A 25,553-nucleotide genomic window follows, 5' to 3' on the forward strand; every position below is an offset into this window, starting at 1 on the left:
CTATTTTAACCGTAGCGTCCCTGCCTCAGCCATTTGTTGGCGATGATCTTGGTGCCGCTGACCACCGGCGCCCCGCCGTGCAGGGTTTGCTTGTCCGGCTGGTGGTTGGCGTCGGTGTTCAGGAACCACAGCGCGTTGCCCTTTTTCGGGAACACTTCGAGCCCGATGCCGGGGAATATCGTGCCGCCGCCCTGGTCCACATCGCACAGGTACAGGATGAAGGTGGCCAGCCGCTGGCCGCCGCGCGCCAGGTGGCTGCGATGGCCGGCGCTGTCCGGATCGAGCCAGTCGTAGTGCGGCCGGTACTCCTGCGTCTTGCCGTATTTCTGCAGTTGGAACGGCTCGCTGCACTCGGGCGACCAGTGCGCCAGCGCCGCCAGCCGGCGGTCGATGCGCTCGGCCACCTCGGCCTCGCCGCGCTGGATGAAGGCCATCTCGCTGGTGCGGCCCTCGTGCACCACGCTGGCGCCATCCGCTTCGGCGGTCACCGTCGAGCGCGTGTAGCGCCCGCCGCAATGGGAGACGATGGCATCGCACTCCTCGTCGCTGAGCACATTCCCCAGCAGGATGACCTGCGGCTGCTTGAGCACGAACAGCACCTCGACCTCGCGGTCCGGCGCCGCCACCAGGTTGCGGCTGATGTCGATGTAGGGCATCTCCTGCGGCGCCTCGAAGGCGCTGGCAGGCACCGGCGCTGGCGCATGGGCCGAACCTGCGCCGGCGCTGTCGATGCCGCGCGCCCGCAGCGCCAGCGCCTCGTCGATGGCCGCGCGGGCCACCGCCATGCTGTGCTGCCCCGAGCGCGCCATGCTGTTGGCCATATCGAGCGGGCTGCAGGCGCGCGCCAGGTTTTCCATGATCCAGTCCTGCCAGGTCTGCGGCAGGGTGCTAAAAACGTTTTGATAAGTAGTCATCGCGCATTCGAGGGCTGGTCGCCGGGCTGCCGGATTGGAGTTCCATTTTACCGGAATGTGCCGCCCGTCCCCAGCGCCGGCGCAGGAAAAACAGCAGTCCCGGCATTTGCAACAACACCAGCACCGCGAACGCGACCCGGTAGGCCTGCGCCGGATACTGTTGCATGATGTTCGGCCGCCAGCAGCCGACCAGCGCGCCGAAGCCCGCCTGCACCGCGAACGCGCCGAGGAAGATCATCAGGTTCAGGCAGGTGGCGCCGCGTCCCGTCAGCGCGCCGGGCAGGCTTTGCGCGACGATCGCATATTCGATGCCGGTCACCGTGCCGACCAGCGTAAACAACACCGACAACAGCTGGTAGCTGGGCGCCCAGTTGCAGACGAAACCCAGCTGCACCACGATGAACAGCGCCACGCCGGCCGCCGCCACGCTGAGCGGCCGCACGCCGCGCCGGCCGGCCCACTCGGTGATCATGCCGACCGCGATGGCGCCGAAGATGATCGCCGCCATGCCCAGGTACAGCAGGTAGGCCACCGCCTCCTCGGAAAAGTGCGCGACGTCGGCCAGCCAGCGGCTGATCCACAAGCCCTGCATGCCGAAGAACACCGTGTGCGGCACCAGCACCAGCTGCGCCGCCTCGCGGAAGGCCGGATGGCAGACCACCTCGCGCATCGCCGCCAGCGTTGCCGGCCGCCGCGTTCCAGTTTGGGGGTGGGCCGGCGCCAGCAGCCGGATCAGCAGCCCGGTGCCGGCCGCAGCCGCCGCCAGCCAGACGAACAGCCCGCGCCAGTCGGTGTAGTGCAGCGCCAGCCGCACCGGCAGGGTGGCCGAGGCCGCGCCCAGGCCGCCCACCGCGATCAGGTAGCCCTGCACCGACGGCAGCCGCGCCGGCGCGATCCAGGTCGAGATCGCCTTCACCGCCGACATGAAGCAGCCGCCCAGTCCCAGCCCGATCAGCGCGCGCGCCAGCAGCAACTGGGCGAAATCATGGCCGCCCGCGAAGGCCAGCGCGCCGACGGCGGCCAGCATCAGCATCGGCAGCTGCACCCTGGCCGGCCCCCAGCGGTCCAGCGCCATGCCCACCGGCAGTTGCACCAGCGCGAACGAAAAGAAGTAGGCGCTGGTCAGCAGGCCAAGCTGGCCGGGCGTCAGCGACAGCGCCGCCACCAGCTGCGGCGCCAGCGTCGCGTTCACGGTGCGCATCAGGCTCGACAGATAATGCCCCAGCGCGAACGGCAGGAACACCAGCACGAACACGGCGCGGCCGGACAGCCTGGGGGGCGGCGCCGTCATCGCATCCCCCTAGGCGGCCGTGTGCGAATCGCATTCGGCGGCAGCGCGCATGGCCTCTTCCTGGCGCGCAGAGATCAGCGGGATCACCTTGCGCTGGCCCGGTGGCTCGGCGCCGAACTCGCTGCGGCTGCCGCCCTCCTCCTCGAAGAAGAACTTGTCCTTGCCGAAGGCCGGCTTCAGCTCGTCCATCCAGGTCGCCTGCGGATCGAATTTCGCATAGAACGGCCTGCGCACCCAGTCCGGATTGCGCGCCTGCAGGAACTGCAACGCGAACAGCTTCTCGCCTCCGATGGTCACGACACCGTCGATCACCACCTTGCCGGGGAAGGCGCTCATCGACGGCCCGCGCACGGTGCGCGACAGGCCCGACACCATCTGGTACGCCTGCTGGAAGATCTCGTGCGCGCGCGCCAGCGGCAGCTGGAAATACTCGCGCGGCCCGGTGTCGCGCTCGACGAACATATAGTAGGGAATGGCGCCCAGCCGCACGCCGGTCTGCCACAGTTCCGCCCAGCTTTTCGGATCTTCGTTGATATGCCGTATCAGCGGCCCCTGCATGCGCAGGGTGGCGCCGGTGCCGACGATGCGCTTGACCGCCTGCTGCGCGATCTCCGGCCGCAGTTCGATCGCGTGGTTGTAATGGCCCATGATCGCCATGTTCTTGCCGCTGGCGACCACGCGCTCGAACAGCCGCAGCAAGTCATCGGCGTCGCGGTCCGAGACGAAGCGCTGCGGCCAGTACGCCACCGACTTGGTGCCGATGCGGATGTTCTGGATATGCGCCAGCTCCGGGACCAGCAGCGGTTCGATGTAGGCCTCCAGCGAGCGCGTGTTCATGATCAGAGGATCGCCGCCGGTGATCAGCACGTCGGTCACCTCCGGGTGCATTTTCAGGTAGGACGCCAGCTCGTGCGACTCCTTGGCGTCGAACTTCATGTCGTCCATGCCGACGAACTGCGGCCAGCGGAAGCAGAAGGTGCAGTAGGCGTGGCAGGTCTGCCCCGCGCTGGGGAAGAACAACACCGTCTCCTTGTACTTGTGCTGCAGGCCCTTGAGCGGCGCGTCGTTCACGCGCGGCACGTTGTGCGTCATCTGCCCGGCCGGATGGGGGTTCATGCGCATGCGGATCTTGCGCACCAGCTCCACCAGCGCGGCCTGGTTGGCTCGGCCCAGCACCAGCTCGCGCAGCTGCGCGTAGTCGTCCGGCGCCAGCATGTCGCGGTGGGGGAAGGTCAGGCGGTAGATCGGATCGTCGGGGATGTTGTTCCAGTCGATCAGGTGGTCGAGCACATATTCATTGGTGCGGAACGGCAGCACGTGCGACACCACCTGCACCGCTTCCTGCAGGTCGCGCGGGATCCACTCCCATTGGCGCGAGTTGGGGATGGTCTGGCGGATGAACGGCTTGAACTTGGGCGCCTGTGCGCCGGCGGCATTCCAGGACGAAATCGGAGTAGTGGTCATCGCGGGTTCCTATCGCAGTGAGGTGGCGGAAACTGCATGCTAGGCCCCGCGCCCCACCGTTCGATTGCCGCAAATCAACTGATGTATGGAAAGATATTTTGCATTGATGCAGACCGCATCCGACGTTGCCACACGGCCAGAACTTGCGACACCGCAATTCGCCGCGCCCCCGCCGGCGTACAGTTCATCGAAGCAATCCCGCCCGCCACCATCGAGGAAACGTCATGAGACTGACCGCCGCCACCCTGGCCGCCGCCGTGCTGTGCCTGCCCGCCCGCGCCGCCGAGCCGACCGAAAAAGACGCCATCGCCATGGCCGAGAAAGGCGCCGCCTTCATCAAGGCGCACGGCAAGGAAGAGATGATGAAGAAGATCAGCGCCAAGGACCCTGACTACGTCCAGGGCTCGCTGTATGTCGACCTGCGCGACATCAACACCGGCATCGTGCTGGCGCACCCGATCAATCCGTCCATCGTCGGCAAGGACCTGACCGACGTGCCCGACGCCAACGGCAAGAAATACCGCCGCGAGATCATCGAGCTGGCCGCCAGGAAGGGCCACGGCTGGGTCGACTACATGTACAAGAACCCCACCAGCGGCAAGCTCGAAGCCAAGACCACCTACATCCTGCGCATCGGCGATGCGGTGCTGGAAGCGGGCATCTACAAAAAATAGCGGGAGCGCATCATGCTGAAGAAACTGCGTATCGGTCCCAAACTGCTGCTGGCGCCGTGCCTGGTGCTGCTGCTGCTGATCGTGACGGCCGCCGCCTCTTACTACGGCATGGTGCGACAAAACGCCTCGCTGGAAAACCTGGTGCAGGTGCGCGCCGCGCGCCTGAAGATCGCGGCCGACGTCTCCGGCGACGCCCGCTACGCCCACGCCCACATCTACCAGCTGCTGGCCTGGGTCAACGGCAGCTTCGCGCAGGCGCGGCTCGACGCGCTGAGCCGGCAGATCAAGACCGCCCACGCCGATATCGAGACCCAGCTGCGCCAGCTGGCCGATGCCGCGGCAGATCCTGCCGCCGATACCGACGACGAACGCAAGATCGTCGGGCAGTCGCTGCTGTCGCTGAACGCCTATCGCAAAGCCGTGCTGGAAACCATGGACATGGCGCAGATGGACCAGAGCATCGCCACCAACTCGATGGCGCGCGCGGAAAAACAATTCCTGCTGCTGAACGAACAGCTGGCGCAGTTGTCGGCGCTGGAAAAGCGCTACAGCGAACAGGCGCACGCGCGCGCCAAGGCCGAGTTCCACGCGCTGAGCACGACCATGGCGGTCATGGTGCTGCTGTCGATCGCGCTGTCGATCGGCGTGACGATGGCGGTGCGCGGCGCCATGCTGCGCGACATCCGCGCCATCGCCGACGTGGTGGTGGCGCTGGCCGCCGGCCGCCTCGGCACCGGCCGGCGCAACGACGGCCGCGACGAGATCGCCGACACCGCCCGCATGCTGGACCAGACCATGCACAACCTGACGCAGACGCTGACCGCCATCATGGCTTCGGTGCGCTCGATCGACACCGCCGCCCACGAAATCGCCAGCGGCAACCTCGACCTGTCGACCCGCACCGAGATGCAGGCCAGCTCGCTGGAGCAGACCGCCAGCGCGATGGACAGCCTGACGCAGGCGGTGCAGCAGAACGCCGCCAACGCGCGCCAGGCCTGCACCCTGGCGGCCGGCGCCTCCGAGCTGGCGCAGCACGGCGGCACGGCGGTGCAGCAGGCGGTGCGGACGATGGCCTCGATCCGCGCCAGCTCGCGCCAGATCGTCGACATCATCGGCGTCATCGACGGCATCTCGTTCCAGACCAATATCCTGGCGCTGAACGCGGCGGTGGAGGCGGCGCGCGCCGGCGAGCAGGGGCGCGGCTTCGCCGTGGTGGCCTCGGAAGTACGCACGCTGGCGCAACGCTCGGCCGCCGCGGCCAGGGAAATCAAGGCGCTGATCGCGGCCTCGGTCTCCACCATCGACAGCGGCAGCGCCTCGGTGCAGCAGGCCGGCGAACGCATGGACGACATCGTCGCCTCGGTGCGCCAGGTGAACGACATCATCGCCCGCATCAGCGAGGCCAGCGCCGAGCAGGCGCAGGGCATCGCCGAGGTCAACCAGGCGGTCGGGCAGATGGACGACATGACGCAGCAGAACGCCGCGCTGGTCGAGCAGGCCGCGGCGGCGGCGGCCAGCCTGCAGGATCAGGCCAGCCACCTGTCCGAGGTGATGTCGGTGTTCAAGCTGGCGCCGGCCCAGGCTTCAACGCATGGGCTTGCTCAAAAAGCGCGAGCCGGCCTGCACGAAGCGCCACGGCAGCTCCACGGCTTTGGAAATGCCGATGCGCGGGCCGGCTAGCACTTCCAACGCAATCTTCGGCGCATGGTCGCGCGGCAGCAGCTCGAACGGCGGCGCGTCCAGCGGCCAGTTGTTCAGGGCCCGCGTCACGCCCAGCGCCTGGCACAGCCGCCCCGGTCCCGAGCACAGCAGCCGCTCGTCTTCCAGGCCGCGCCGCTCGCGCATCAATTCCAGCCCCGCCACCGGCTCCAGCGCGCGGATCAGCACCCCGGCGCCGTGGCCCTCCTCGCGGCAGACAAAATTCAAACACCAGTGCAGGCCGTGCGAGCGGTACACATAGCTGCGCCCGGGCGGCCCGAACATCGAGAAATTGCGCGGGGTCGGCCCGTTGAAGGTGTGGGCGGCCGGCTCGGTGCCGTCGTATGCCTCGGTCTCGACGATGCGCCCGCCGACGCCGTCGACCAGCAAGGTCACGCCGATCAGCTGGCGCGCCACCTCGTGCGAGGGCGCGCTGAAATCTATGCCTGCAAGTAGCGTATTCATCCATGTATTGTAAACGTCAACATGGCCTGGAGGCTCATGAAACACGTGACAAATGATTATCGAATCGCCGCGACGCTCGGTACAAAGCGACAAAATACGGCGGCGCGGCCAGAAAATCGGGAGAAATTCATGCCGCCGGCGCGCGCTTGCGGCGATAATCGGAGTAAGCATGCCCAGCATGAGTTGGCGCCCTGGTTTATAGTGATGAAATAACATCATGATGAAATAGCATCGCGCGCCGCCCTTACCCCAAGATGAACACGATGATGACAGTTGCAGCCAAAGCCATGCCAGCAGAAAACGCGGTAGAAGACGCGCTGATGCGCTCGATCCGCATTCCGCCCCGGCCCAGCCTGCTTGTCGACCTGCAGCGCGAGCTGGCGCTGCCCGATCCGTCGCCGCGCAAGATCGCCCGCATCATCGGCAACGACGTCGGCATGTCCGGCGCGCTGCTCAAGCTGGCCAACTCGCCGTTCTTCGGCGCCGCGCGCAAGGCCAAGTCGGTCGAGCAGGGCATCAACTTCCTCGGCATCAACCAGTGCGCCGCGCTGCTGACCGGGCTGCTGGCGCGCCAGGCCATCGAAGGCAAGGAGGCCGACCTCAACGCGTTCTGGGAAATCTCCTCCCGGCGCGCCCAGGCCGTGGTGTTCTTCTCGCAAAAGCTGCGCATCGCGCCGCCCGACATCGCCCACACCTTCGGCCTGTTCTGCGACATCGGCGTGCCGCTGCTGATGAACCGCTTCACCGACTACGCCGGCACCTACGCCGACGCCTGCGAGGACGCCGAGACCCCGTTCACCGCCATCGAGGACAGCCGCTACAGCACCAACCACGCCGCCATCGGCTGCCTGCTGGCGCGCAACTGGGGGCTGTCGCCGGACGTCTCCTGGGCCATCCTGCTGCACCACGATTACCGCGTGCTGGACGACCCGGCCACCGACGACGCCGTGCGCTCGCTGGTGGCGCTGGCGCTGCTGGCGGAAAAAGGCATCGCGCGCTTCCATGGCCGCAGCCTGTCCTATGAATGGGAAAAAGGCGGCGATGGCGCCTGCCGCCACCTCGGCCTGTCCGAAGATGAAACCGCCGACCTGCTCGACGAACTGCACGAAGCCTTCCACACCGACCGATAAGAAAAAATGCCTAAAAATAAGCGCCCCGTACCGCGCAAATCCGCCAACTCCCCGGAACTGAAAGACGAGCAGCAAACCACCGAATTGTGCGCCTTGGCGCTGGACCTGGCGGACGGCGAATTCAACAACGACATCGTGGCCGACAGCACCCGCGCCGAACTGGCGCAAAAGGCGCTCGACTTCCAGCGCCTGCTGCGCAAGCTGCTCAACCAGGGCAAGGACGAAGTGCTGTACGGCGCCATCGAGCTGGCGCGCGACGAGGCCATCGACGGCTACCGCTACCTGCGCAACGCGGTCGAGGAAGGCGCCGCCAGCCTGCTGCTGCGCCGCGAGGGCGCGCCCGAGCTGGAGATCGACGCCTTCGCCATCCCGGTGTTCGTGCACAGCCAGGGCGGGCTCGACCCGGCCGCCGACTTCCAGGACAGCGATGCCTACGAGGCGCTGCTGGCCAGCTTCACCGACGCCGGCCTGGAAAGCCCGCAGGCCAAGGTGGTGCTGGTCAGCCACGCCTACGACCTCGACGAAATTGAACGCATCACCTACGGCCAGCTGCACGCCATGCTGCGCGAGGCGGCGCACTCGCTGACCGAGAAAAAAATCGCCGCCGCGCCGGCGCTGGAACGCAGCATGGCGACCGGCTGGTCGGCCACCAGCTTCGGCGCCGCCGACAGCGCCGTCGAGCTGCGCTTCCTGCTGGGCTTTGCGCTCAAGCGCGCCGACGACGCCTTCTACCAGGTGCCGAAAGCCGAAAAAGCCGCCGACGCCTACTTCGCCAGGCGCGCCGAACGCTATCAGCAGTGGACCGCGCAGCACGCGCCGCTGGTGGCGCGCTGCCTGGGCCGCGGCCGTGGCGCGACGCCGGAACTGACCCTGAACTTCCTGTACCAGGACCTGTTCTTCGGCGCCAGGGAACAGGCCCAGGCCGAATACGCGACGCTGCGCATGCTGTCCGAACTGAACCAGGCGCTGGACGGCCGCGCGCCGGACCAGGCCAGCGCCATCATCGCCCCGGCCGACGTCGACGACGACATGGTACTGCGCGTGCAACTGTTCGACGGCGAGGTGGAACTGGCGCTGTGCGAGCGGCCGCTGGACCTGGCCGCCGACCTCGAACTGGAGCTCGACGACCTGCGCGACGCGCTGGCCAGCATCGGCATCGTCAACGTCTCGGCGGCGCTCCGATTCGACGCCCAGGGACAGGCCGTGGACGTGCGGCCGCTGGCATAAATTCCTGTTTGACATAGTCCCGGGAGCCGAGGATACTTTCTTCAAGCGGAACACAGAATCCGCTGGGAGATCGTCATGAAAACCTGGGCCCTGACCTTATGCGCCGTGCTGTCGACCGCCCTGCTGGGCGGTTGCGCCGGTCCCGCGACCGTGGCGCGCGACGCCGCCCCGCCGGTATTCCACGACCAACTGTTCCAGCCGCCAGCCGCCCCGGTCGACACCGACCATGTATTCGCCCTCAATGACGACATGCGGCTCTACCTGCAGCGCGAGATCGGCGGCAACGGCGGCAGCGGCCGCCTGCTCGGCGGCAAGGATGTGCGCCGCGTGCTGTTCGACGCGCTCTACCGCAAGGACAAGCTCAAGCTCGAATACGATTCGGCGATGACGCGCAACGCCGCCCAGACCTTCGCGGCGCGCGCCGGCAACTGCCTGTCGCTGGCCATCATGACAGCCGCGCTGGCACGCGAGCTCAACCTGCCCGTGCAGTTTCAGCAGGTCGAGGTCGACGAGAGCTGGAGCCGCTCCGGCGACCTGTACTTCGCCAGCAACCACGTCAACCTGGCGATAGGCAAGCAGCGCACCCGCTACGCCGACGGCATCAGCGTCGACATGTCGAACTCGCTGGTGGTGGACTTCATCCCCATCCCGCCCAAGGCGCGCGAAAACGCCAAGCCGCTGGAGGAGCAGACCATCATCGCCATGTACCTGAACAACCGCGCCGCCGAGCTGATGGCGCAAGGCAAGCTGGACGACGCCTATTGGTCGGTGCGCAAGGCGATCGAGCAGGATCCGCACTACCTCAACGTCTACAACACGCTGGGCGTGATCTACCAGCACCACGGCGACCGGCTCGACGCCGAGCAGACGCTGCGCTATGCGCTGTCGCAGGCGCCGGACAACACCATCTTCCTGGCCAACCTGGCGCAAACGCTGGAAAGCGAAGGCAAGATGGATGAAGCGGCGGTGCTGCGCGTGCGGCTGGCGCAGCTGGAGCCGTATCCGCCCTTCCATTTCTTCAACCTGGGCCAGGAAGCGATGGCGCGGGGCGACTACAAGCGCGCCCGCGACATGTTCGAACGCGAGCTGGAGCGGGTGCCGGACTACCACGAATTCCACTTCTGGCTGGCCATGGCCAATTACCAGCTGGGCAACCTGAAGGCGGCCGAGTCGCAATTGGCGCACGCGCTGGAAAACAGCACCACGCGCGGCGACCACGACCTGTATTCGGCCAAGCTGGACCGGCTGCGCGCGTATGAGGCGCGCCACTAGCAAACATCATGGCAGACTGGTGGGACAGGCTTGACTTCTAGTTGCAATTGCGCAACAATTGCAATAATTGTAAATCAAGCAGCGTTTACCACAAGGATTCCGCCATGCTCAGACCCAAGTCCGCCACAGTCATCGCCTCCCTGACGCTGGCCGCGCTGCTGGGCGCCGGCCTGACGGCCTGCGGTGGCGGCGGTGGCGGCGGCGGCGGTGGCGGCAACAACGGCGGCGGCACCGATACCCCGGCCGCCTCGCCCGCGCTGACCTTCAATCCCGCCACGGTACGCGCCACCATCAACGCCGGCACCTCGCTGACCTTGAACGTGCTCGCCACCGTCAACCGCCCGGCCGATTTCGCCAACGCCACCACGGTGGTTGCCAGCGTCACCGACAGCGCCGGCGTGATCCAGCCAAGCGCCCAGCTGATCCGCGACAGCGACACCCAATACCACGCCATCCTGCAATCGGCGCCGGGCCTGGCGGCCGGCACCTACACCGGCAACTTCAACGTGCGCCTGTGCCGCGACAGCGGCTGCGCCAGCCAGTTCCCCGGTTCGCCGATGCTGCTGCCCTACAGCTTCCAGGTGGTGCCGGCCGGCCAGGCCACCTTCACCGCCACGCCCACCGTGGCGCTGGCGGGCACCGCCCACCTCGGCGGCGCCGCGCCGGCGGCGATCGACGTCGCCATCGCCGGCGAAGGCCGCAGCTGGACCGTCGCCAGCGGCGCCGGCTGGCTCAAGCCGGCCCGCGCCAGCGGCACCGGCAGCGGCACGCTGAACGTAGTCTTCGACACCACCGGCCTGGCGCTGGGCAGCTACAACACCACGCTGACCATCACCGCCAGCGACGGCCAGGTCGCCAGCCTGCCGGCCTCGCTGACGGTGCTGCCGAGCGGCCTGACCACCGGCGCCAACGGCGTCACCTTCACCGCCGTCAACGGCGCGCCCATCCCGACCCAGGTGGTCAGCATCGGCACCGACGACAACAGCGCCGCCAGCTGGAGCGCCGTCAGCAATGCGCCGTGGCTGCGGCTGTCGCCGACCAGTGGCGGCACGCCCTCCACCACCGTGCTGACGGTCGATCCCACCGTCGGATCGCTGGCCAGCGCCAGCTACAACAGCAGCATCACGCTGAGCGCGCCGGGACTGTCGACGCGCGCGCTGCCGGTCGCGCTGAACCTGGTGCCGGCGACGCTGACCACATCGGCCAACAGCCTGACCCTGGGCGGCACCTACGGCCGCGATTTCAGCACCAGCCAGACGCTGACGCTGAGCCTGAACACGTCGACCAACTCCTGGCCGTGGAGCCTGGACGGCATGCCGTCCTGGGCCAGCGCCACCGTCGCCAGCGGCAGCATCAACCAGGGTGGCACCAGCACCGTCATCACCGCACGGCCGGCCAACGCCGCCGTCGGCACCACGTCGGTGCTGGTCAAGGCCGCGTCCCGCGTCAACGGCGACCTGGCGATCGCGCCGACGCTGCTGACCATCAACAAGGACCAGCACAAGCTGATCCCGTCGGAAACCGCCGTGGCCTTCAGCGCCTCGCCCAGCTGGACCCGGCTGACCCGCACACTGACCGTTACCGACAACTTCAACAACTTCACCGGCATGAGCGCCAGTTCCAGCGCGACCTGGCTGGTGGCCGGCGTCAACGGCAACAAGCTGGTGCTGACGGCCGACCCGACTCCGTTCGGTCCCGACACACTCAACATCGCGACCGTCACGCTGACGCCGAACGACGCGGACGCCAAGGCCCCGGAACCGATCCGCGTGGCGCTGTGGAAAGGCACGCTGACGCCGACCGCCAACGTCACCCTGCCGCTGCCCTACGCCACCGTGATTGCCGATCCGATCCGGCCGTATGCCTATGCCCACAACGGCGGCGCCTACATCGACGTCTACAACCTGTACAGCGGGCAGAAGGTCATCACCATCACCGGCTTGGCCGCCAGCTTGGGCGACATGGTCACCAGCGCCAACGGCGATGTGCTGCATGTGCTGAACCTGAGCAACCACGCGCTGACCAGCATCGACCTCAACACGTTCGCCGTCCTGAGCCAGTTGCCGCTGACAGGGGTAGACAAGACGACCCGCCTCAAGATCATCCGTCCGAACGGTGTCGAGGTGCTGGTGCTGGGTGACGGCCGGGCCTATCTGACCGCAGGCGGCGTGTATCAGGGCACGCTGCCGCTGACGGCCGGCGTGATCGCGGCCAGCGGCGACGGCAAGCTGGTGGTGCAGCAGCAGGAAAACACCAGCGCGGTGCAGGTGACCAGCGTCAGCGTCGACTATGCCAGCCTTGGCGGCGGCATGCTGTACCCGGCCAGGATTCCGGCCGCCAGCCACTCCGGCGGCGGCGCGCTGGGGCAGGATATCGCCGTCAGCGCCGACGGCACGCGCATCTACAGTGCCAGCGCCACGCCCAAGCTGTGCGCGATCGCCAGCCCGGCCGACCTCGGTGTGCTGGGCTACCTGGCCGCCGGCGACGGCACGCCCAACAACGTCGAGCTGGGCAGCGACGGCCGCATCTACTGCGGCGCCGCCACCCGCGCCACGGTCAGCGATGTGTGGGTCTACGACACCACGGGCAAGCTGCTCAACCAGTTCAAGCTGGCGGCCGGCGCCAAGCAGCTGCTGCCGCGCCAGATGGCGGTTTCCGGCGATGGTCTGCTGTTGATCGGCATCACCGACGACGGCGCGACCACCATCGTGCCGGTCGGCCCGTAAGCATCAATAGCCGGTGCTGCGGCCGGCAATGACGGGCAGGTCGTCGTCGGTGGTCATGGCCCAGATCAGGCGGGCGATGGTCTCCGACGCGATCACCGTGTGATGATTATTCCGGGCCATCAGTTTTTCGCGGATCTCGCGCCGCACCGCGGGAATGCCGGTCAGGTCGAACAGGATGTCGACGCCGTTGTCCAGGTCCACGATCTCATCTAGCGACACCACCTTCAACCCGGCGTCGAGCGCCATCTGGCGGCCCGGCGTGTTGCCGCTCTCGGCCACGGCCACCAGGTTGACGCCGCGCTCGCGGCGGCCCAGCATATTGCGCAAGAAAGCCGATCCGATCCGGCCCAGTCCGACGATGGCGATATTCTGATTGTCCACGTGTCCCCCGTTTTGGAATTACACTACGATCGATACCTTTTGAACAAGCATAACCATGACCCACGGACAAGGCAAGCTGCATGAAGCGCAATGAACAGCTGGACCACATTTTTTGGCACACTCTGACCGGCGCGCACGCGCGCCACGCCAGCGGCAGCGGCGGCGCGCGCCGCTACACGCCCGGCTTTTCCCCCATCGTCGCCTTTGCCGATCCGGCCCGGCCGGACTTCGCCGCGCTGGAACCGCACTGCGCGCCGGGCGAACAATTCTATTGCGACAGCTGGAGCGGCGCCGTGCCGCCCGGCTGGCGCATCGCCGCCGAGAGCACCATGTTCCGCATGGTCTGGGCCGGCGCCATGCCGGCCGACGATCCGGCGCCCGACGCCATCGCGCTGCAGCCGCAGCACGCGGCGCAGGCGGTGGAACTGGCCGCGCTGTGCAAGCCGGGCCCGTTCGGCATCCGCACCATCGAGCTGGGCGACTACTTCGGCTATTTCGACGGCGAGCGGCTGATGGCGATGGCCGGCGAGCGCCTGCGCGCGCCGGGCCTGTGCGAAATCAGCGGCGTCTGCACCCATCCGGATTACCAGGGCCGGGGCCTGGCCAAACGGCTGATCGTCAAGCTGATCCGCCGCCAACTGCAGCGCGGCGACACGCCCTTCCTGCACGTCATGCGCAGCAACGAGGCCCACGCGCTGTACCTGCGCATGGGCTTTGCCGATTACCGGGAAACCGTGGTGCGCGTGGTCGCACGCGACGAGACTTGAGATGCAGGCCCTGATCGTCATCGATATGCAAAAAGGCATGGCCCGCCCCGTGTGCACTGGATGGCGCTGTCGAATCTCGACGGCGAATACGCCGCCATCGTCGACACCGCCACGGTGCTGGCTGCCGTGCGCGCTTGAAGCGGCGGAAGAAACGGTGCCGCGCGCATCGTATCAGCCGGCCAGCAGGCGACGCCAGCTGGTGAGCTTGTGCTCAAACGTCATCGCTGCGTGCGCGGGCGACGTGGATGGCAGTACCACAGTGCGATAGCCTGCGGCGTCGAACTGCGGTGCGAACTTGCCGGAGGTCTGGCCGTTGAAGCCGACCGTTTCCAGCAGCGGACACAACTCGCGCAAGCGCGCGAAATCGTTGGCGGCGGGCTGGCGGATGGCCGAGTCGAGACTGCCCTCGCGCTCGCAGGCGCCCAGTACGTCCCACAGGCCGAAGCCGTGCGCCAGCAGGCGCGGCAGGCGTTCGTCGTACGGCAGCTGCGCCAGCGGCTCGCCGGTCAACGCCGATAAGATCGGCCACAGCAGGTTGCGCGGATGCGCATAATATTGCTGCGCCGCCAGCGACGCCGCGCCGGGGAAGCTGCCCAGCACCAGGATGCGGGTGCCGGCGTCCACCACCGGCGCGAGGCCGGTCAGCGGGGCGGAGGGAATGGCGGAAGCTGGTTTGGACATGACGGCATTCTACCGCGTCGCGCAGCCGCGTTTCGGGTGTAGAATTTGTCAACGGCACGACCGTACTAAAAAAACCGGAGACACCCATGTCGCAAACCCGCACCATCGACACGCTGCTGGCCCAGTACAGCGAAAGCCATCTGAACCCGACCAACGAGCTGATCCACTTCGTCTGCGTGCCCATCATCGTCTTCACGCTGCTGGGCCTGCTATGGGCGATCCATCCGCTGGTGGCGGTGGCCGTCACCCTGGCGTCGCTGGCGTATTATTTCAAGCTGTCGAAGCCGTTCGCGGTGGGGATGTTGCTGATGTCGGCGCTGTTCCTGGCCGTGCTGGCCGCGCTGCCGGACAGGGCTGTGTTGCCGCTGTCGGTTGCGATCTTCGTGCTGGCGTGGATAGGCCAGTTTATCGGCCACAAGATCGAAGGCAAGAAACCATCCTTTTTCGACGACCTGCGCTTCCTGCTGATCGGCCCGCTGTTCGTGCTGGGCTTTTTGTACCGCCGCTTGAAACTGGCGTACTAGTGGAAGCCGGTGAAGGCGAACAGCCCCTGCAACTCGTCGTCGGCAAGCAGCAGCACCAGCGCGGTACTGACCGCGACATAGCCCAGCAGCGTGATGACCTTGATTTGCAGCGCGGTGCTCATTACCGCTCTCCCCTTGACGATTAGTGTTTCCATCATACTTGCATTTTCAACAAAAACCCCGATTCGTACAATTGGGAAACAATTTATTTGGGCACCTGTTGCGTCGCAACAAAACCGTAGACGCTAGGCAAGATGCGGCCCGGACAGCTATACTCGTTTGATGTCCTCTCCACTTCTATTCATCATCGCCTGTTTGATCTGGGGCTCCACTTTCTTCGCCATCACGCTGCAACTGGGCGAGGTCGCGCCGGCCGTCTCTGTGGTCTACCGCTTCGCCCTGTCGGCGGCGGTGCTGTTCGCCTGGTGCCTGGCGCGCGGCGACAAGCTGCTGCTGCCATGGCGCACCCAGCGCTGGATGTTGCTGCAAGGTTGCGCCACCTTCGCCCTCAGCTACATCTGCACCTACACTTCCGAGCAATACCTGGTGTCCGGCCTGGTCGCCGTGCTGTTCGCGCTGATGGTGTTCTGGAATCCCATCCTCAACCATTTCGCCTTCGGCTCGCCGCTCGGCTGGCGCACCTGGAGCGCCGGCGCGGTCGCCATCTGCGGCGTCACGCTGCTGTTCTTCCAGTCGATCCACGGCGCGTGGACTGAAATCATGTCCGGCGGCAACGGCCACTTTTTGCTTGGACTGATGCTGGCGGTCACCGCCACCGTCGCCAGCTCGATCGGCAACGTGGTCGTGGTCAAGGTGCGCGAGCAATCGTCCAACGTGCCGCTGACGATGGCCTGGTCGATGATGTGGGGCAGCATGCTGGTGACGCTGTGGGTACTGCTCAGCGGTCAGTCGTTCACCATGCCCAGCGGCGCGAAATACTGGGGCGGCCTGCTGTATCTGGCGCTGTTCGGCTCGGTGATCGCCTTCGCCGCCTATTTCACGCTGATCCACCGCATCGGCTCGCACAAGGCGGTCTACATCGGCGTCGTCACGCCGGTCATTTCCGTGCTGCTGTCGATCCAGCTGGAACATTTCCGCCCCGGAGCCATGGAATGGGCCGGCATGGTATTGTGCCTGTCCAGCGTCGCCTGGGCGCTGCAATCCGATACACCTCTTCCCGCAGAAAGCATGGTAGAAGCCTGATGACACCTTCCGATTTGACCATACGCCCGGCCCGGCCGGCAGACGTCGCCGCTATCTTCGGCATGATTTATGAACTGGCCGTGTTTGAAAAACTCGAGCACATGGTGGTCGCCAACGAGGCCATGCTGCACGACAGCCTGTTCTGCGCCAAGCCCGTGTGCGAGGCGCTGGTCGGCGAGGCCGGCGGCGAGGTCGTCACCTTCGCCTTGTTCTTCCACAACTTCTCCACCTTCCTGTGCAAGAAGGGCCTGTACCTGGAAGACCTGTACGTCAAGCAAAGCTGCCGCGGCAAGGGCTACGGCAAGCAGATGCTGGTGGCGCTGGCGCAACTGGCGGTGGAGCGCGATTGCGGCCGCTTCGAATGGTCGGTGCTGGACTGGAACGCCAACGCCATCAAGTTCTACGAAGGCATGGGCGCGTCGCTGTTGCCGGACTGGCGCATCTGTCGCGTCACCGGAGGCGCACTGACCCATATGGCCCAAGACTTGATCCAGAACAAGGCGTAAAGTTATCAACCTTACAAAATGACTGCTGATGCGAACCTGCAGGAGTCAGTCATGATCAAACTACCGCCCCTGGCCATCGTGGTCTACAAAGCTTATCTGCGCTCGCGGCTGGAGCGCTACACCCGCGCGCTGGAAGTCATCGCCGCCCAGCGCGAGAACGATTTCCACGCCGAGCGCGTGCTGCACAAGGAAGTCGTCGTCACGCGCTCGAAGCTACATTCGCTGTGATGGCGCGCGGCTGGCCAGCCGCTCCAGCAGCTCGAACGCGCCCTGGGTCAGCAGCGCCAGCACCGCCGCCGGAATCGCTCCGGCCAGCAGCATGTCGTTGTCGTTCAGCGCCAGACCGATGGTGATGCGCTCGCCGTAGCCGCCGGCGCCGATGAAGGCGGCGATGGTCGCCGTTCCCACGCTCATCACCGCCGCCGTTTTCACGCCGGCCAATATCACCGGCAGCGCCAGCGGCAGCTCGATATGCACCAGCCGCTGGAACGGCCGCAGTCCCAACGCCAGCGCCGCCAGCCGCAGGCCGGACGGCACCTGCAGCAGCCCGGTGCAGGTGTTGCGCACGATGGGCAGCAGCGCATACACCAGCAGCGCCACCAGCGCCGGCACCGTGCCTATCATGCCGAGCAAGGGTATCAGCAGCGCCAGCAAGGCCAGCGAGGGCACCGTCTGCAGCACGCCCGTCGCCGCCAGCACCACCTGCCGCAGGCGCGGGAAGAACGCCGCCAGCACGCCCAGCGGAACGCCGATCAGGCACGCCATCACGACCGCGAACAGCACCAGCGTGACGTGCTGGCGCGTCAGTGTCCACAGGCTCTTGTCGAAGATCTTGGCCATCAGGCCATCCCTGACCTGGGCAGGAGCCGTTGACTGCGCCGTCGTCGCGGAGGCAGCGCCGGCAGCGGCCAGCGGCTTGTGCGCCGCCAGCCAGTCGCGCGCCACGTGGGCGAAATTCTGGCCGTCGATTTCGGCCGAGGCGTTCATCGCGATCATGTCGGCGGCGCTGATGCGTCCCTCCAGCTGCGTGATCGCCTTCCACGCGGCCGGAAAGCGCGCGGCCGCATCGAGCCGGTACAGCAGCACCGCATCGTAGCGGGGAAAGTAGGCGCGGTCGTCGTCCAGCACGCGCAGGCCGTACTGGCGGATCTTGGCGTCGGTGGAGTAGATGTCGATGACGTCGACCTGGCGCTGCATCAGTGCCTCGTAGGCGATGCCGTGGTCCAGTCCCTCGGGCCGCTGCGGCAGGCCGTAGAGTTTGGCCAGTCCCGGCCAGCCGTCGGCGCGGCCGATGAATTCATGCGACAGGCCCAGACGCAGCTTCGGCGCGGCCGCCAGTTCGCTCAGCTTGTGCAGGCCATCGGGCCCACCGCGCATCGCCAGCGCATAGGTATTGTTGAAGCCCAGCGGCACCGCCACGCCCAGCCCCATCGGCGCCAGTTCGCGGCGGATCTGCTCCAGCGGCGCGGCCTGCGCGTGCTTGAGGATTTCAAGGTCGATGGTGCCGAGATATTCGGGATAGACGTCGATGCGGCCGGCCTGCAGCGCCGCCAGCACGATGGCGGTATTGCCCAGTCCCTGCAGATGCTCGGCCTTGGCGTACGGCGCGGCCGTCTGCGTCAGCACCTCGCCGAGGATGTACGACTCGGTGAAGCGCTTCGACCCCACATGCAGCGTATCGCCCGGCGCGGCCCACGCCGCACAAGCGAATATCAGCGACAGCAGCGACAGCAAAACTGGCAAACGTGCGCGCACAAGCACTCCGGATTGATGATCAATCCGGCAAGCTTACCATTGCTGGGCTAACCCGGCTGTATTGGGTCGTGCAGTCTAAGAAGGCGTTTCAAAATGAGCGTGGCTAGGCGCGGCGACGAAGACCGTGCGCCTGCACGGCTAGGAGCCGCAACGACGCCACGGTCATTTTGAAACGTCTTCTAAGCGCCCACGCGCAGCATCGGCGCCCTCAAGGCCTGGCTCAGCGTTTCGTACGACTCCGACAGATGCGCCTTGGCCTCGCGGCTCATCGGCTTGCCCATCGCGGCGCGGATCTCGCGCTGCAGCTTGAGCGCGTTCTCGCGCTGCAGGCTGCGCGCGTCGGCCGGCGTGGCCGGCGAGCCGCGCAACAGCGTCGCCGCCACGCGCTTCAGGTGCTCGCGCTGCAGGTTGCGCCGCATGCCGCTGATGTCCTTGCCGGTTTTCAGCTCGCTCCACACCGCGCCCTGCACCGTGGAGTACAGCTCTTCGAGGCCCAGCGCCTGTTTGCGGTCGTCCAGCTTTTCCTGGGAATCCAGCAAGCGCGCGGCCACGCCGTCGGACATCAGCTGATCGAGCGCGGCGGCCTGCAGGAACAGCACCCGCTGGCTGACCGACACGTCGGCCCTGCCGCGCGTTTCGAAATGATCCGGCGCCAGGCGGCTGATCATCGCCGGCGTGAACTTGAAGCTGTCCGACTTGAACAGGCTGTTGGTCAGCATGCGCAAGGCCTCGCGCTGGCGCGGCAGCGGCACCGGGGTGAAGGTCGCGCGCCCGGTGCCGGCGTGGTCGCGCAGATACGTCACCCCGCCCACATACTTGACCACCACCGGCATGGTGCGCGCAAACTGCTGGAAGCCGTAATCGAAGCCGCGGCGCAGCGTTTCATAGCTCTCGCCCGGCTTGAGCGTACGGGTCTCGATCCGGTCCCACAGCTCGCGCGACATCGTCAGGCGGCGCTGGAAGTAAGCCAGCGGATCGCTGCCCAGGTCGAACACGTTGACGTCCGGGTCGGAGTTGAATCCGCCAGCATCCTGGTCGGTGCCAAACGCCAGTTGCGGCTCGTTCGAGCGCGCGGCGATCTTCGCCAGCTCCGCCTTCTCCTGCGCGGCCTCCATCGGTTTATAGGCGTATTCAATCGCCCAGTAGTCGTAAGGTCCCAGCGTGGACGCCACATACTCGCCCTGCTTCTCGCCCTTCAGCGACAGATTGAACGGCGTGTAGTCCATCACCGAACCGGCCAGGCTGTTCTTCTTCGTGAATTCCGGATCCTGCAGTTCCTTCAGGCTGTAGATGGTGGACGAGCGGAAGTTGTGCCGCAAGCCCAGCGTATGTCCCACTTCATGCATGATCACGGAACGCACATAAGCCTGCGCCACGGCATCCGCCTCGGGGCTGCCCATTTCCAGTTCGCCGCGCGCCTCCAGCAGGCCCATGGCGAAGCCCATTTCCTGCGCCGACTCGTCCAGGTAGTCGCAGTGCGCCTCCGTTCCCACCACCGCAGGCGGCTGGAGCGACATGCCGTCCTCGCCGACCAGGCGCCGCGCGCCGCGCGCGAACACGTCGGACATGGCGATGTCCGCATCCAGTATTTCGCCGCTGCGCGGATCGACCTGGCGCGGACCGATGGCCAGGCCCGCATCGCTGCCGAAGTACCAGCGCGCCGACGCGTGCCGCGCATCCATCGTATCGAAGCGGTCGGCCTCGGTCTGCTGCTTGACCACGATGGCGTTCTTGAAACCGATGCGCTCGAACGCGGCGTTCCATGCCAGCACGCCCTGCCGCACCGATTCGCGATACTTCTCGGGGATGTTCGCATCCAGCCAATAAACGATGGGCTGTTTGGGCTCCGACAGCTCCAGCGCCGGGTCCTGCTTTTCAAGCCGCCAGCGCTCCACCAGGTGCACCGCCGTGGTCGGCGTCACGTCGTCGGAAAAGTCCTGCGAGGTGCTGACGAAATGGCCGATGCGGTCGTCCGCCAGCCGGCCATGCATGGGCTGCGCCGGCAGCGGCATGAAGCTGTAATAGAAGCCGAGGAACATGCTGCGCGGGTCCGGCAGCGTGGTCGGCGGACTGGCGACGGCCAGCGGCACGGTCGGCATGACCACCGGCGGCGCCGGAATGCGCGGCACGTAATAGTGGGCATTGACTTGGAAGCCGGTCATGGCTTCGTCCGAACGCACCGTCAGGAAGCTGCTGTTACGCGGATCCATCACATACGCCAGGCGGAAGGCCGCTTCCAGCCGCGTGGTAAACCCGGGGATGTCGCCGAACAGCAGATTGTTCGCTTCGATCAGGATGCCGTGGTTTTGCGGATTCGGGCCGCTGGCCACCGGCGCGATGGCCAGCAGGCTGTCCGAGAACGCCTGCGACACCGCCAATGCCTGCGGCGTGCCGCCCTTGGCGCCGAACCCGGTGTTCTTGGCGATCATCTGCACCAGGCTGCCGACGCGATGGAACACCACCACCTGGCTGAAGCCCATCTGGCTGCCGTACACGCCACGCTCGCCGATCCCGTTCGGCATATTCACGGTCATGAAGATCGGCTTGTCGAACTGGTCGGGGCGCAGCTCGATCCAGACTTTTTCCTCTTTCTGGTACAGGTTCAGGAATCCCAGCACGTGGACGGCGCCGCGTACTACGTCGACGAAGGGCCGCACCGCAGCGGCGGGCGCGATGGCCGGCACCGGCACGGCGGCCGGCTGCAAGGGCGCGGTGGCGACCACCGGCACTTCCGGCACATGCGGGGTTGGCGATGGCGGCACCGGCTCCTGGGCCAGCGCCTGCGCGGCCAGGCCTGGGCCCAACATCATCAGGACCGCGGCGCGGAGGGAATTCAAGGCAAACATGGTTATCCTGTTACGTGTAGAGGCATCCCGGATAATGTAACCGAAAGGCCAACGCACGAAACGGAATTTTGAGAGCGTTCCCTCTAAACTTGCGGCGAACGCAACACCCCGCCGTTAGCCACGCCGCAGCAGGGATTGAGGCCGATGGCGTACGACAGGTCGGCCGGACGGGCGATGCGCCACAGCGCGAAATCGGCGCGCTTGCCCACTTCCAGGCTGCCGATCTGCCCATCGCGGCCCAGCGCCCGGGCGGCATGCACGGTGCAACCGGCCAGCGCCTCCAGCGGCGTCAGTCGCCACAGGGTGCAGACCATATTCATCGCCAGCAGCAGGGACGTCATCGGCGAGGTGCCGGGATTGCAGTCGGTGGCGACCGCCATCGGCACGCCGGCGGCGCGCAGCGCGGCCACCGGCGGCGGCGTGGTGTCGCGCAGGAAGTAGTAGGCGCCGGGCAGCAGCACGGCCACGGTGCCGGCGGCGGCCATCGCGCTGATGCCCGCCGCGCCCAGATGTTCGAGATGGTCGGCCGACAGGCCCTGGTAGCGCGCCACCAGTTCCGCGCCGCGCTGGTCGGACAGCTGCTCCGCATGCAGCTTGACCGGCAGGCCGTGCTCGCGCGCGGCCTGGAACACGCGCTCCGTCTGTTCATGCGAAAAGCCGATGCGCTCGCAGAAGGCATCGACCGCGTCGGCCAATCCTTCTGCGGCCAGCGGCGCGATCATCGCGCATACTTCGGTGATGTAGTCGTCGGCGCGGCCGGCGAATTCCGGCGGCAACGCGTGCGCGCCGAGGAAGGTGGTCGCCACGCCGACCGGCAGTTCGCGGCCGATGCGGCGCGCGACGCGCAGCATGTTCGCTTCCGATTCCAGGGTCAGGCCGTAGCCGGATTTGATTTCCAGCGTAGTCACGCCCTCGGCCAGCAGGCTGCGCACGCGCGGCAGGCTTTGCCGCATCAACTCATCTTCCGACGCGGCGCGGGTGGCGCGCACGGTGGACATGATGCCGCCGCCGGCGCGGGCGATGTCCTCGTAGGTGGCGCCGTTGAGGCGCGCCTCGAATTCGTCGCTGCGGTTGCCGGCGTGGACGATGTGGGTGTGGCAGTCGATCAGGCCGGGCGTCAGCCAGCAGCCGCCGCCATCGTGCATGGTTTGCGCCACCGCCCCCGCAGCCATGTCGGCCTGGCGCCCCAGCCATGCGATGCGGCCATCCTTGACGGCGATGGCGCCATCGCGGATCTCACCGTAGCCGCCGGCCATGGTGGCCAGGTGCACATTGGTAAACAACACATCCCACATACAGGCAGCTTTCTAGTTATAGACGATGTCGACGACAAAGACGGTCGCCAGCGACGCTTCCATGGTCCACGCCTCCTCGGCCTCCATCACCACCACGTCGTAGCGCACCATGGCGATGCGTTCGCGCGCGCTGCTCAGCGTCAGGCTTTCGCCGTCGGCCAGGAACAGCAAGGTGGTGCCGCCGCGGCGCTTGAGTTCCTCCGTGCCGCGCACCACGCACGGTTCGAGCCGGTGGCGGCAGCGGCCGCGCCGCGTCATCACGTTGAAGTCGGTGGTCAGGGCGCCGGTGACGGTGGCGTGCACCGCCGCCTCGCCAGGGAATTCGATCAGCGGTTCGCTGGGGCTGAGCACGAAGCGCTCGTCGCCGAAATCCAGCAGCACGCCGTCGCCGTCGACCAGCGCCAGCGAACGGTCGATGCCGGGGAAGGACGAGAACGGGCCGCTCTGCGAGATGGTCGCCAGGCTGATGCGCCAGTCGAATTCATCGAAGCCGGCGCCGGTCGGGAAGACGGCGATTTCCGTGGTGCTGCCGCCGCCATTTTTCCACGGCGCGGGCCGCAGGCTTGCATACTGGATTAGCTGGGTCATCGGAACTCCCTCAGTTCGGCCAAGGTCTGCTTGAAGCGCGCAGCGATCGCCTGCTGCGCAACGTGCTGCTGATTGCGTACCACCCACTGGCCGCCGACCATGACGTCCTTGACCAGATTGTCATTGCCGCAGAAGACGAAGCTGCCGAGTACCTCGTCCAGCGCCAATCCATAAAAATTCGGATGCTGCTCGTCGAGCACGATCAGGTCGGCGCGACGGCCAACCGCCAGCGCGCCCACCTTGCGCCCGCTCGCCTGCGCGCCGCCGCGCAAGGCGCCCTGCCACAAAAAGTCGCCGACGTTGCGTTCTTCGGCGGACACCGCGATATTGCGGCGCTGATGCTGCAGCCGCTGGCCGTATTCCAGCCAGCGCAGTTCCTCGACCGCGCCTTGCGAAATATGGCTGTCGCTGCCGATGCCGAACCGTCCGCCCGCCGCCAGGAATTCCTCCAGCGGGAACAGGCCGTCGCCCAGGTTGGCCTCCGTCGTCGGGCACAGGCCCGCCACGGCGCCGCTCTGCGCCATCAGGTCCACCTCGTCGCGCATCAGGTGCGTGGCGTGGACCAGGCACCAGCGTTCGTTCACCTCTACCTGGTCCAGCAGCCATTGCACCGGGCGGCGTCCGCTCCAGTCCAGCGACTGCTGCACTTCCTGCTTCTGCTCCGCGATGTGGATATGCACCGGACGGTCGTCCGGCAGCGTCACCAGCACCTCGTTGATCTGCGCCACCGACGCCGCGCGCAACGAATGCGGCGCCACGCCGACCTCGGTCTGCCCATCGCGCAGCGGTTCCAGCGCCTCGATCACCCGCAACACGTCCTGCGGATCGGTCTTGAAGCGCCGCTGCTCCGGTTTCAGCGCGCTTTCGCCGAAGCCGGAATAACTATACAACACCGGCAGCATGGTGATGCCGATTCCCGCCAACCGTGCGGCGGCGATGACCCGCTCAGCCGTTTCCGCCGGACGGGGGTACATGGCGCCGTCCGGCGCGCGCTGCACGTAATGGAACTCGCACATCGCCGTATAGCCGTGGCGCAGGCACTCGGAAAACAGCTGGGCCGCGATGGCTTCGATATGCTCGGGCGTGATGTTGCGCGCGAAGCGGTACATCAGGTCGCGCCAGGTCCAGAAGCTGTCCTGGGTTTCACCCGCCCTCTCGGTGCGTCCGCCCAGCGCCCGCTGGAAGCTGTGCGAATGCAGGTTGATCATGCCCGGCAGCGCATATTCAGCCACCTCGACGCCGGCCGGGGCTTCGGCACCGGCCGTCACGGCGGTGATGGCGCCAGCCGCATCCCACTCGATCAGCACATCCTTGCGCCATCCCTCCGGCAGCAAGGCATGGCGCGCAAACAGTCTGCTCATGCGCGCCCCCAGTCGGCGGCGGCCCGCGTCATTTCCTTCAGAACGCCCTGCACCCGCACCGCGAGGTCCGGGCGATAGCCGTAAGGCGCTTCCTCATCCATATAGGTCGACTGGCACATCTCCAGCTGGATCGCGTGCACGTTCGCCGCAGGCCGGCCGTAGTGGCGCGTGATGTGGCCGCCCTTGAAGCGGCCGTTGACGGCCACGCTGAACCGTTCCTGCGCCAGCGCGCGCGACACGATGGCGTCGCTCAGACCCTGCGCGCAGCTGGTGCCGTCGGCGGTGCCGAAGTTCAGGTCCGGCAGCTTGCCTTCAAAGAAACGCGGCACGATGGACGCGATCGAATGCGCATCCCACAGCACCACGCGGCCATGCAGCGCCAGCAGCCGATCCAGCTCGGCGCGCAGTTGATCGTGATAGGGTTTCCAGTAGGCGGCAAGGCGGCGGCGCACCTCCGCCTCGTCCGGTGTGCGGCCGTCCAGATACAGCGGCTCGCGATGGAAGGTATCGACCGGACACAGGCCGGTCGTGTCCTGGCCGGGATACAAATTGGTATTCTCCGGCGGACGGTTCAAATCGATCGCATAGCGCGACCAGCGCGCCGACAAGGTCGATGCCCCCATCTCGCCAAGGAATTCATACAGGCGCACCAGATGCCAGTCCGTATCCTGCTTGTCCGTGGCGGCCGGCGTCATGCAGGCCGCCACCTCGTCCGGAATATCGGTGCCCACGTGCGGCATGGACACCAGCAAGGGTATGCTGCCTGCTTTGAACTGATAGTCCAT

General features: G+C 66.7%; 25 protein-coding genes. 12 read left to right on the top strand and 13 right to left on the bottom strand.

Features of this window, described 5'->3' with window-relative positions; genetic code table 11:
• Positions 1–5 precede the first annotated feature (5 nt).
• Genes ACSQ3S_RS30180 through ACSQ3S_RS30190 form a run of 3 tightly spaced genes read right to left on the bottom strand, consistent with a single transcriptional unit; the run spans position 6 to position 3,669 of the window.
• The gene (locus tag ACSQ3S_RS30180; protein ID WP_436144676.1) at positions 6–914 is read right to left on the bottom strand and encodes a 2OG-Fe(II) oxygenase; all 909 of its coding nucleotides are present in this window, start codon (positions 912–914) and stop codon (positions 6–8) included.
• Positions 889–2,205, bottom strand: coding sequence for an MFS transporter (locus ACSQ3S_RS30185; RefSeq protein WP_436144677.1), 1,317 nt, complete (start codon positions 2,203–2,205; stop codon positions 889–891). The genes ACSQ3S_RS30180 and ACSQ3S_RS30185 overlap by 26 nt, the downstream gene beginning before the upstream one ends.
• Positions 2,206–2,214: 9 nt before the next feature.
• A complete protein-coding gene (locus ACSQ3S_RS30190; protein WP_436144678.1) occupies positions 2,215–3,669 on the bottom strand; it encodes a KamA family radical SAM protein in 1,455 nt (484 codons plus the stop codon).
• A 224-nt stretch (positions 3,670–3,893) separates the two neighbouring features.
• Here ACSQ3S_RS30190 and ACSQ3S_RS30195 point away from each other — a divergent pair, with 224 nt between their 5' ends.
• Together ACSQ3S_RS30195 and ACSQ3S_RS30200 are read left to right on the top strand one after the other, a co-directional pair.
• Positions 3,894–4,343: a cache domain-containing protein gene (locus tag ACSQ3S_RS30195; protein ID WP_436144679.1), complete on the top strand. Its 450-nt coding sequence runs from the start codon at positions 3,894–3,896 to the stop codon at positions 4,341–4,343.
• Between the two features lie 12 nt (positions 4,344–4,355).
• Entirely contained in the window at positions 4,356–6,023 is a 1,668-nt protein-coding gene (locus tag ACSQ3S_RS30200; protein WP_436144680.1) for a methyl-accepting chemotaxis protein, read from the top strand.
• On the opposite strand, the gene ACSQ3S_RS30205 is transcribed toward ACSQ3S_RS30200, so the two are convergent.
• On the bottom strand, positions 5,928–6,506 hold the full coding sequence (locus tag ACSQ3S_RS30205) for a DNA-3-methyladenine glycosylase (RefSeq protein ID WP_436144681.1): 579 nt from the start codon (positions 6,504–6,506) through the stop codon (positions 5,928–5,930). The two genes, ACSQ3S_RS30200 and ACSQ3S_RS30205, sit on opposite strands and share 96 nt — an antisense overlap.
• A gap of 36 nt (positions 6,507–6,542) precedes the next feature.
• Here ACSQ3S_RS30205 and ACSQ3S_RS30210 point away from each other — a divergent pair, with 36 nt between their 5' ends.
• The 5 genes from ACSQ3S_RS30210 (at position 6,543) to ACSQ3S_RS30230 (ending at position 12,861) form a co-directional block, all read left to right on the top strand.
• Positions 6,543–6,719: a hypothetical protein gene (locus ACSQ3S_RS30210; protein WP_436144682.1), complete on the top strand. Its 177-nt coding sequence runs from the start codon at positions 6,543–6,545 to the stop codon at positions 6,717–6,719.
• A 50-nt stretch (positions 6,720–6,769) separates the two neighbouring features.
• On the top strand, positions 6,770–7,636 hold the full coding sequence (locus ACSQ3S_RS30215; protein WP_436144683.1) for an HDOD domain-containing protein: 867 nt from the start codon (positions 6,770–6,772) through the stop codon (positions 7,634–7,636).
• A 6-nt stretch (positions 7,637–7,642) separates the two neighbouring features.
• Positions 7,643–8,863 (top strand): DUF2863 family protein, encoded by a 1,221-nt coding sequence (locus ACSQ3S_RS30220; RefSeq protein ID WP_436144684.1) that lies wholly within the window; start codon positions 7,643–7,645, stop codon positions 8,861–8,863.
• Positions 8,864–8,938: 75 nt separating this feature from the next.
• Positions 8,939–10,135: a tetratricopeptide repeat protein gene (locus ACSQ3S_RS30225; protein ID WP_436144685.1), complete on the top strand. Its 1,197-nt coding sequence runs from the start codon at positions 8,939–8,941 to the stop codon at positions 10,133–10,135.
• Positions 10,136–10,239: 104 nt separating this feature from the next.
• Entirely contained in the window at positions 10,240–12,861 is a 2,622-nt protein-coding gene (locus tag ACSQ3S_RS30230; protein WP_436144686.1) for a BACON domain-containing protein, read from the top strand.
• A 3-nt stretch (positions 12,862–12,864) separates the two neighbouring features.
• Here the strand turns inward: ACSQ3S_RS30230 and ACSQ3S_RS30235 are convergent, their stop codons facing one another.
• A complete protein-coding gene (locus ACSQ3S_RS30235; protein ID WP_436144687.1) occupies positions 12,865–13,242 on the bottom strand; it encodes a homoserine dehydrogenase in 378 nt (125 codons plus the stop codon).
• Positions 13,243–13,322: 80 nt separating this feature from the next.
• Between ACSQ3S_RS30235 and ACSQ3S_RS30240 the strand changes: the two genes are divergently transcribed.
• Complete coding sequence (locus ACSQ3S_RS30240) at positions 13,323–14,009, top strand: GNAT family N-acetyltransferase (RefSeq protein WP_436144688.1); 687 nt, start codon at positions 13,323–13,325, stop codon at positions 14,007–14,009.
• 171 nt (positions 14,010–14,180) lie between these two features.
• Here the strand turns inward: ACSQ3S_RS30240 and ACSQ3S_RS30245 are convergent, their stop codons facing one another.
• Positions 14,181–14,690, bottom strand: a complete 510-nt coding sequence (locus ACSQ3S_RS30245) for a DNA-deoxyinosine glycosylase (RefSeq protein WP_436144689.1) — start codon at positions 14,688–14,690, stop codon at positions 14,181–14,183.
• Between the two features lie 86 nt (positions 14,691–14,776).
• Between ACSQ3S_RS30245 and ACSQ3S_RS30250 the strand changes: the two genes are divergently transcribed.
• Complete coding sequence (locus ACSQ3S_RS30250; protein ID WP_413446754.1) at positions 14,777–15,214, top strand: DUF962 domain-containing protein; 438 nt, start codon at positions 14,777–14,779, stop codon at positions 15,212–15,214.
• On the opposite strand, the gene ACSQ3S_RS30255 is transcribed toward ACSQ3S_RS30250, so the two are convergent.
• A complete protein-coding gene (locus ACSQ3S_RS30255; RefSeq protein ID WP_353401072.1) occupies positions 15,211–15,336 on the bottom strand; it encodes a hypothetical protein in 126 nt (41 codons plus the stop codon). The genes ACSQ3S_RS30250 and ACSQ3S_RS30255 overlap by 4 nt on opposite strands.
• Before the next feature lie 160 nt (positions 15,337–15,496).
• On the opposite strand from ACSQ3S_RS30255, the gene ACSQ3S_RS30260 reads away from it, so the two are divergent.
• Genes ACSQ3S_RS30260 through ACSQ3S_RS30270 form a run of 3 tightly spaced genes read left to right on the top strand, consistent with a single transcriptional unit; the run spans position 15,497 to position 17,151 of the window.
• Positions 15,497–16,417: a DMT family transporter gene (locus ACSQ3S_RS30260; RefSeq protein ID WP_436144690.1), complete on the top strand. Its 921-nt coding sequence runs from the start codon at positions 15,497–15,499 to the stop codon at positions 16,415–16,417.
• On the top strand, positions 16,417–16,923 hold the full coding sequence (locus ACSQ3S_RS30265; RefSeq protein ID WP_176652365.1) for a GNAT family N-acetyltransferase: 507 nt from the start codon (positions 16,417–16,419) through the stop codon (positions 16,921–16,923). Before ACSQ3S_RS30260 ends, ACSQ3S_RS30265 begins: the two co-directional genes overlap by 1 nt.
• Positions 16,924–16,974: 51 nt before the next feature.
• Positions 16,975–17,151: a hypothetical protein gene (locus ACSQ3S_RS30270; protein ID WP_176652364.1), complete on the top strand. Its 177-nt coding sequence runs from the start codon at positions 16,975–16,977 to the stop codon at positions 17,149–17,151.
• Here the strand turns inward: ACSQ3S_RS30270 and ACSQ3S_RS30275 are convergent.
• The 6 genes from ACSQ3S_RS30275 to hutG form a co-directional block, all read right to left on the bottom strand.
• Positions 17,137–18,648 (bottom strand): glycine betaine ABC transporter substrate-binding protein, encoded by a 1,512-nt coding sequence (locus tag ACSQ3S_RS30275; RefSeq protein ID WP_436145100.1) that lies wholly within the window; start codon positions 18,646–18,648, stop codon positions 17,137–17,139. The genes ACSQ3S_RS30270 and ACSQ3S_RS30275 overlap by 15 nt on opposite strands.
• A gap of 209 nt (positions 18,649–18,857) precedes the next feature.
• Positions 18,858–21,488, bottom strand: a complete 2,631-nt coding sequence (locus ACSQ3S_RS30280) for a zinc-dependent metalloprotease (protein WP_436144691.1) — start codon at positions 21,486–21,488, stop codon at positions 18,858–18,860.
• A gap of 119 nt (positions 21,489–21,607) precedes the next feature.
• Entirely contained in the window at positions 21,608–22,819 is a 1,212-nt protein-coding gene (gene hutI / locus ACSQ3S_RS30285) for an imidazolonepropionase (protein ID WP_436144692.1), read from the bottom strand.
• 12 nt (positions 22,820–22,831) lie between these two features.
• The gene (locus tag ACSQ3S_RS30290) at positions 22,832–23,407 is read right to left on the bottom strand and encodes a HutD/Ves family protein (protein ID WP_353401081.1); all 576 of its coding nucleotides are present in this window, start codon (positions 23,405–23,407) and stop codon (positions 22,832–22,834) included.
• On the bottom strand, positions 23,404–24,768 hold the full coding sequence (locus ACSQ3S_RS30295) for a formimidoylglutamate deiminase (RefSeq protein WP_413446750.1): 1,365 nt from the start codon (positions 24,766–24,768) through the stop codon (positions 23,404–23,406). Before ACSQ3S_RS30295 ends, ACSQ3S_RS30290 begins: the two co-directional genes overlap by 4 nt.
• Entirely contained in the window at positions 24,765–25,553 is a 789-nt protein-coding gene (gene hutG / locus ACSQ3S_RS30300) for an N-formylglutamate deformylase (protein WP_353401084.1), read from the bottom strand. Before hutG ends, ACSQ3S_RS30295 begins: the two co-directional genes overlap by 4 nt.

Source organism: Duganella sp. LjRoot269, from assembly GCF_964254095.1.
GTDB classification, from domain to species: domain Bacteria; phylum Pseudomonadota; class Gammaproteobacteria; order Burkholderiales; family Burkholderiaceae_D; genus Rugamonas; species Rugamonas hordei.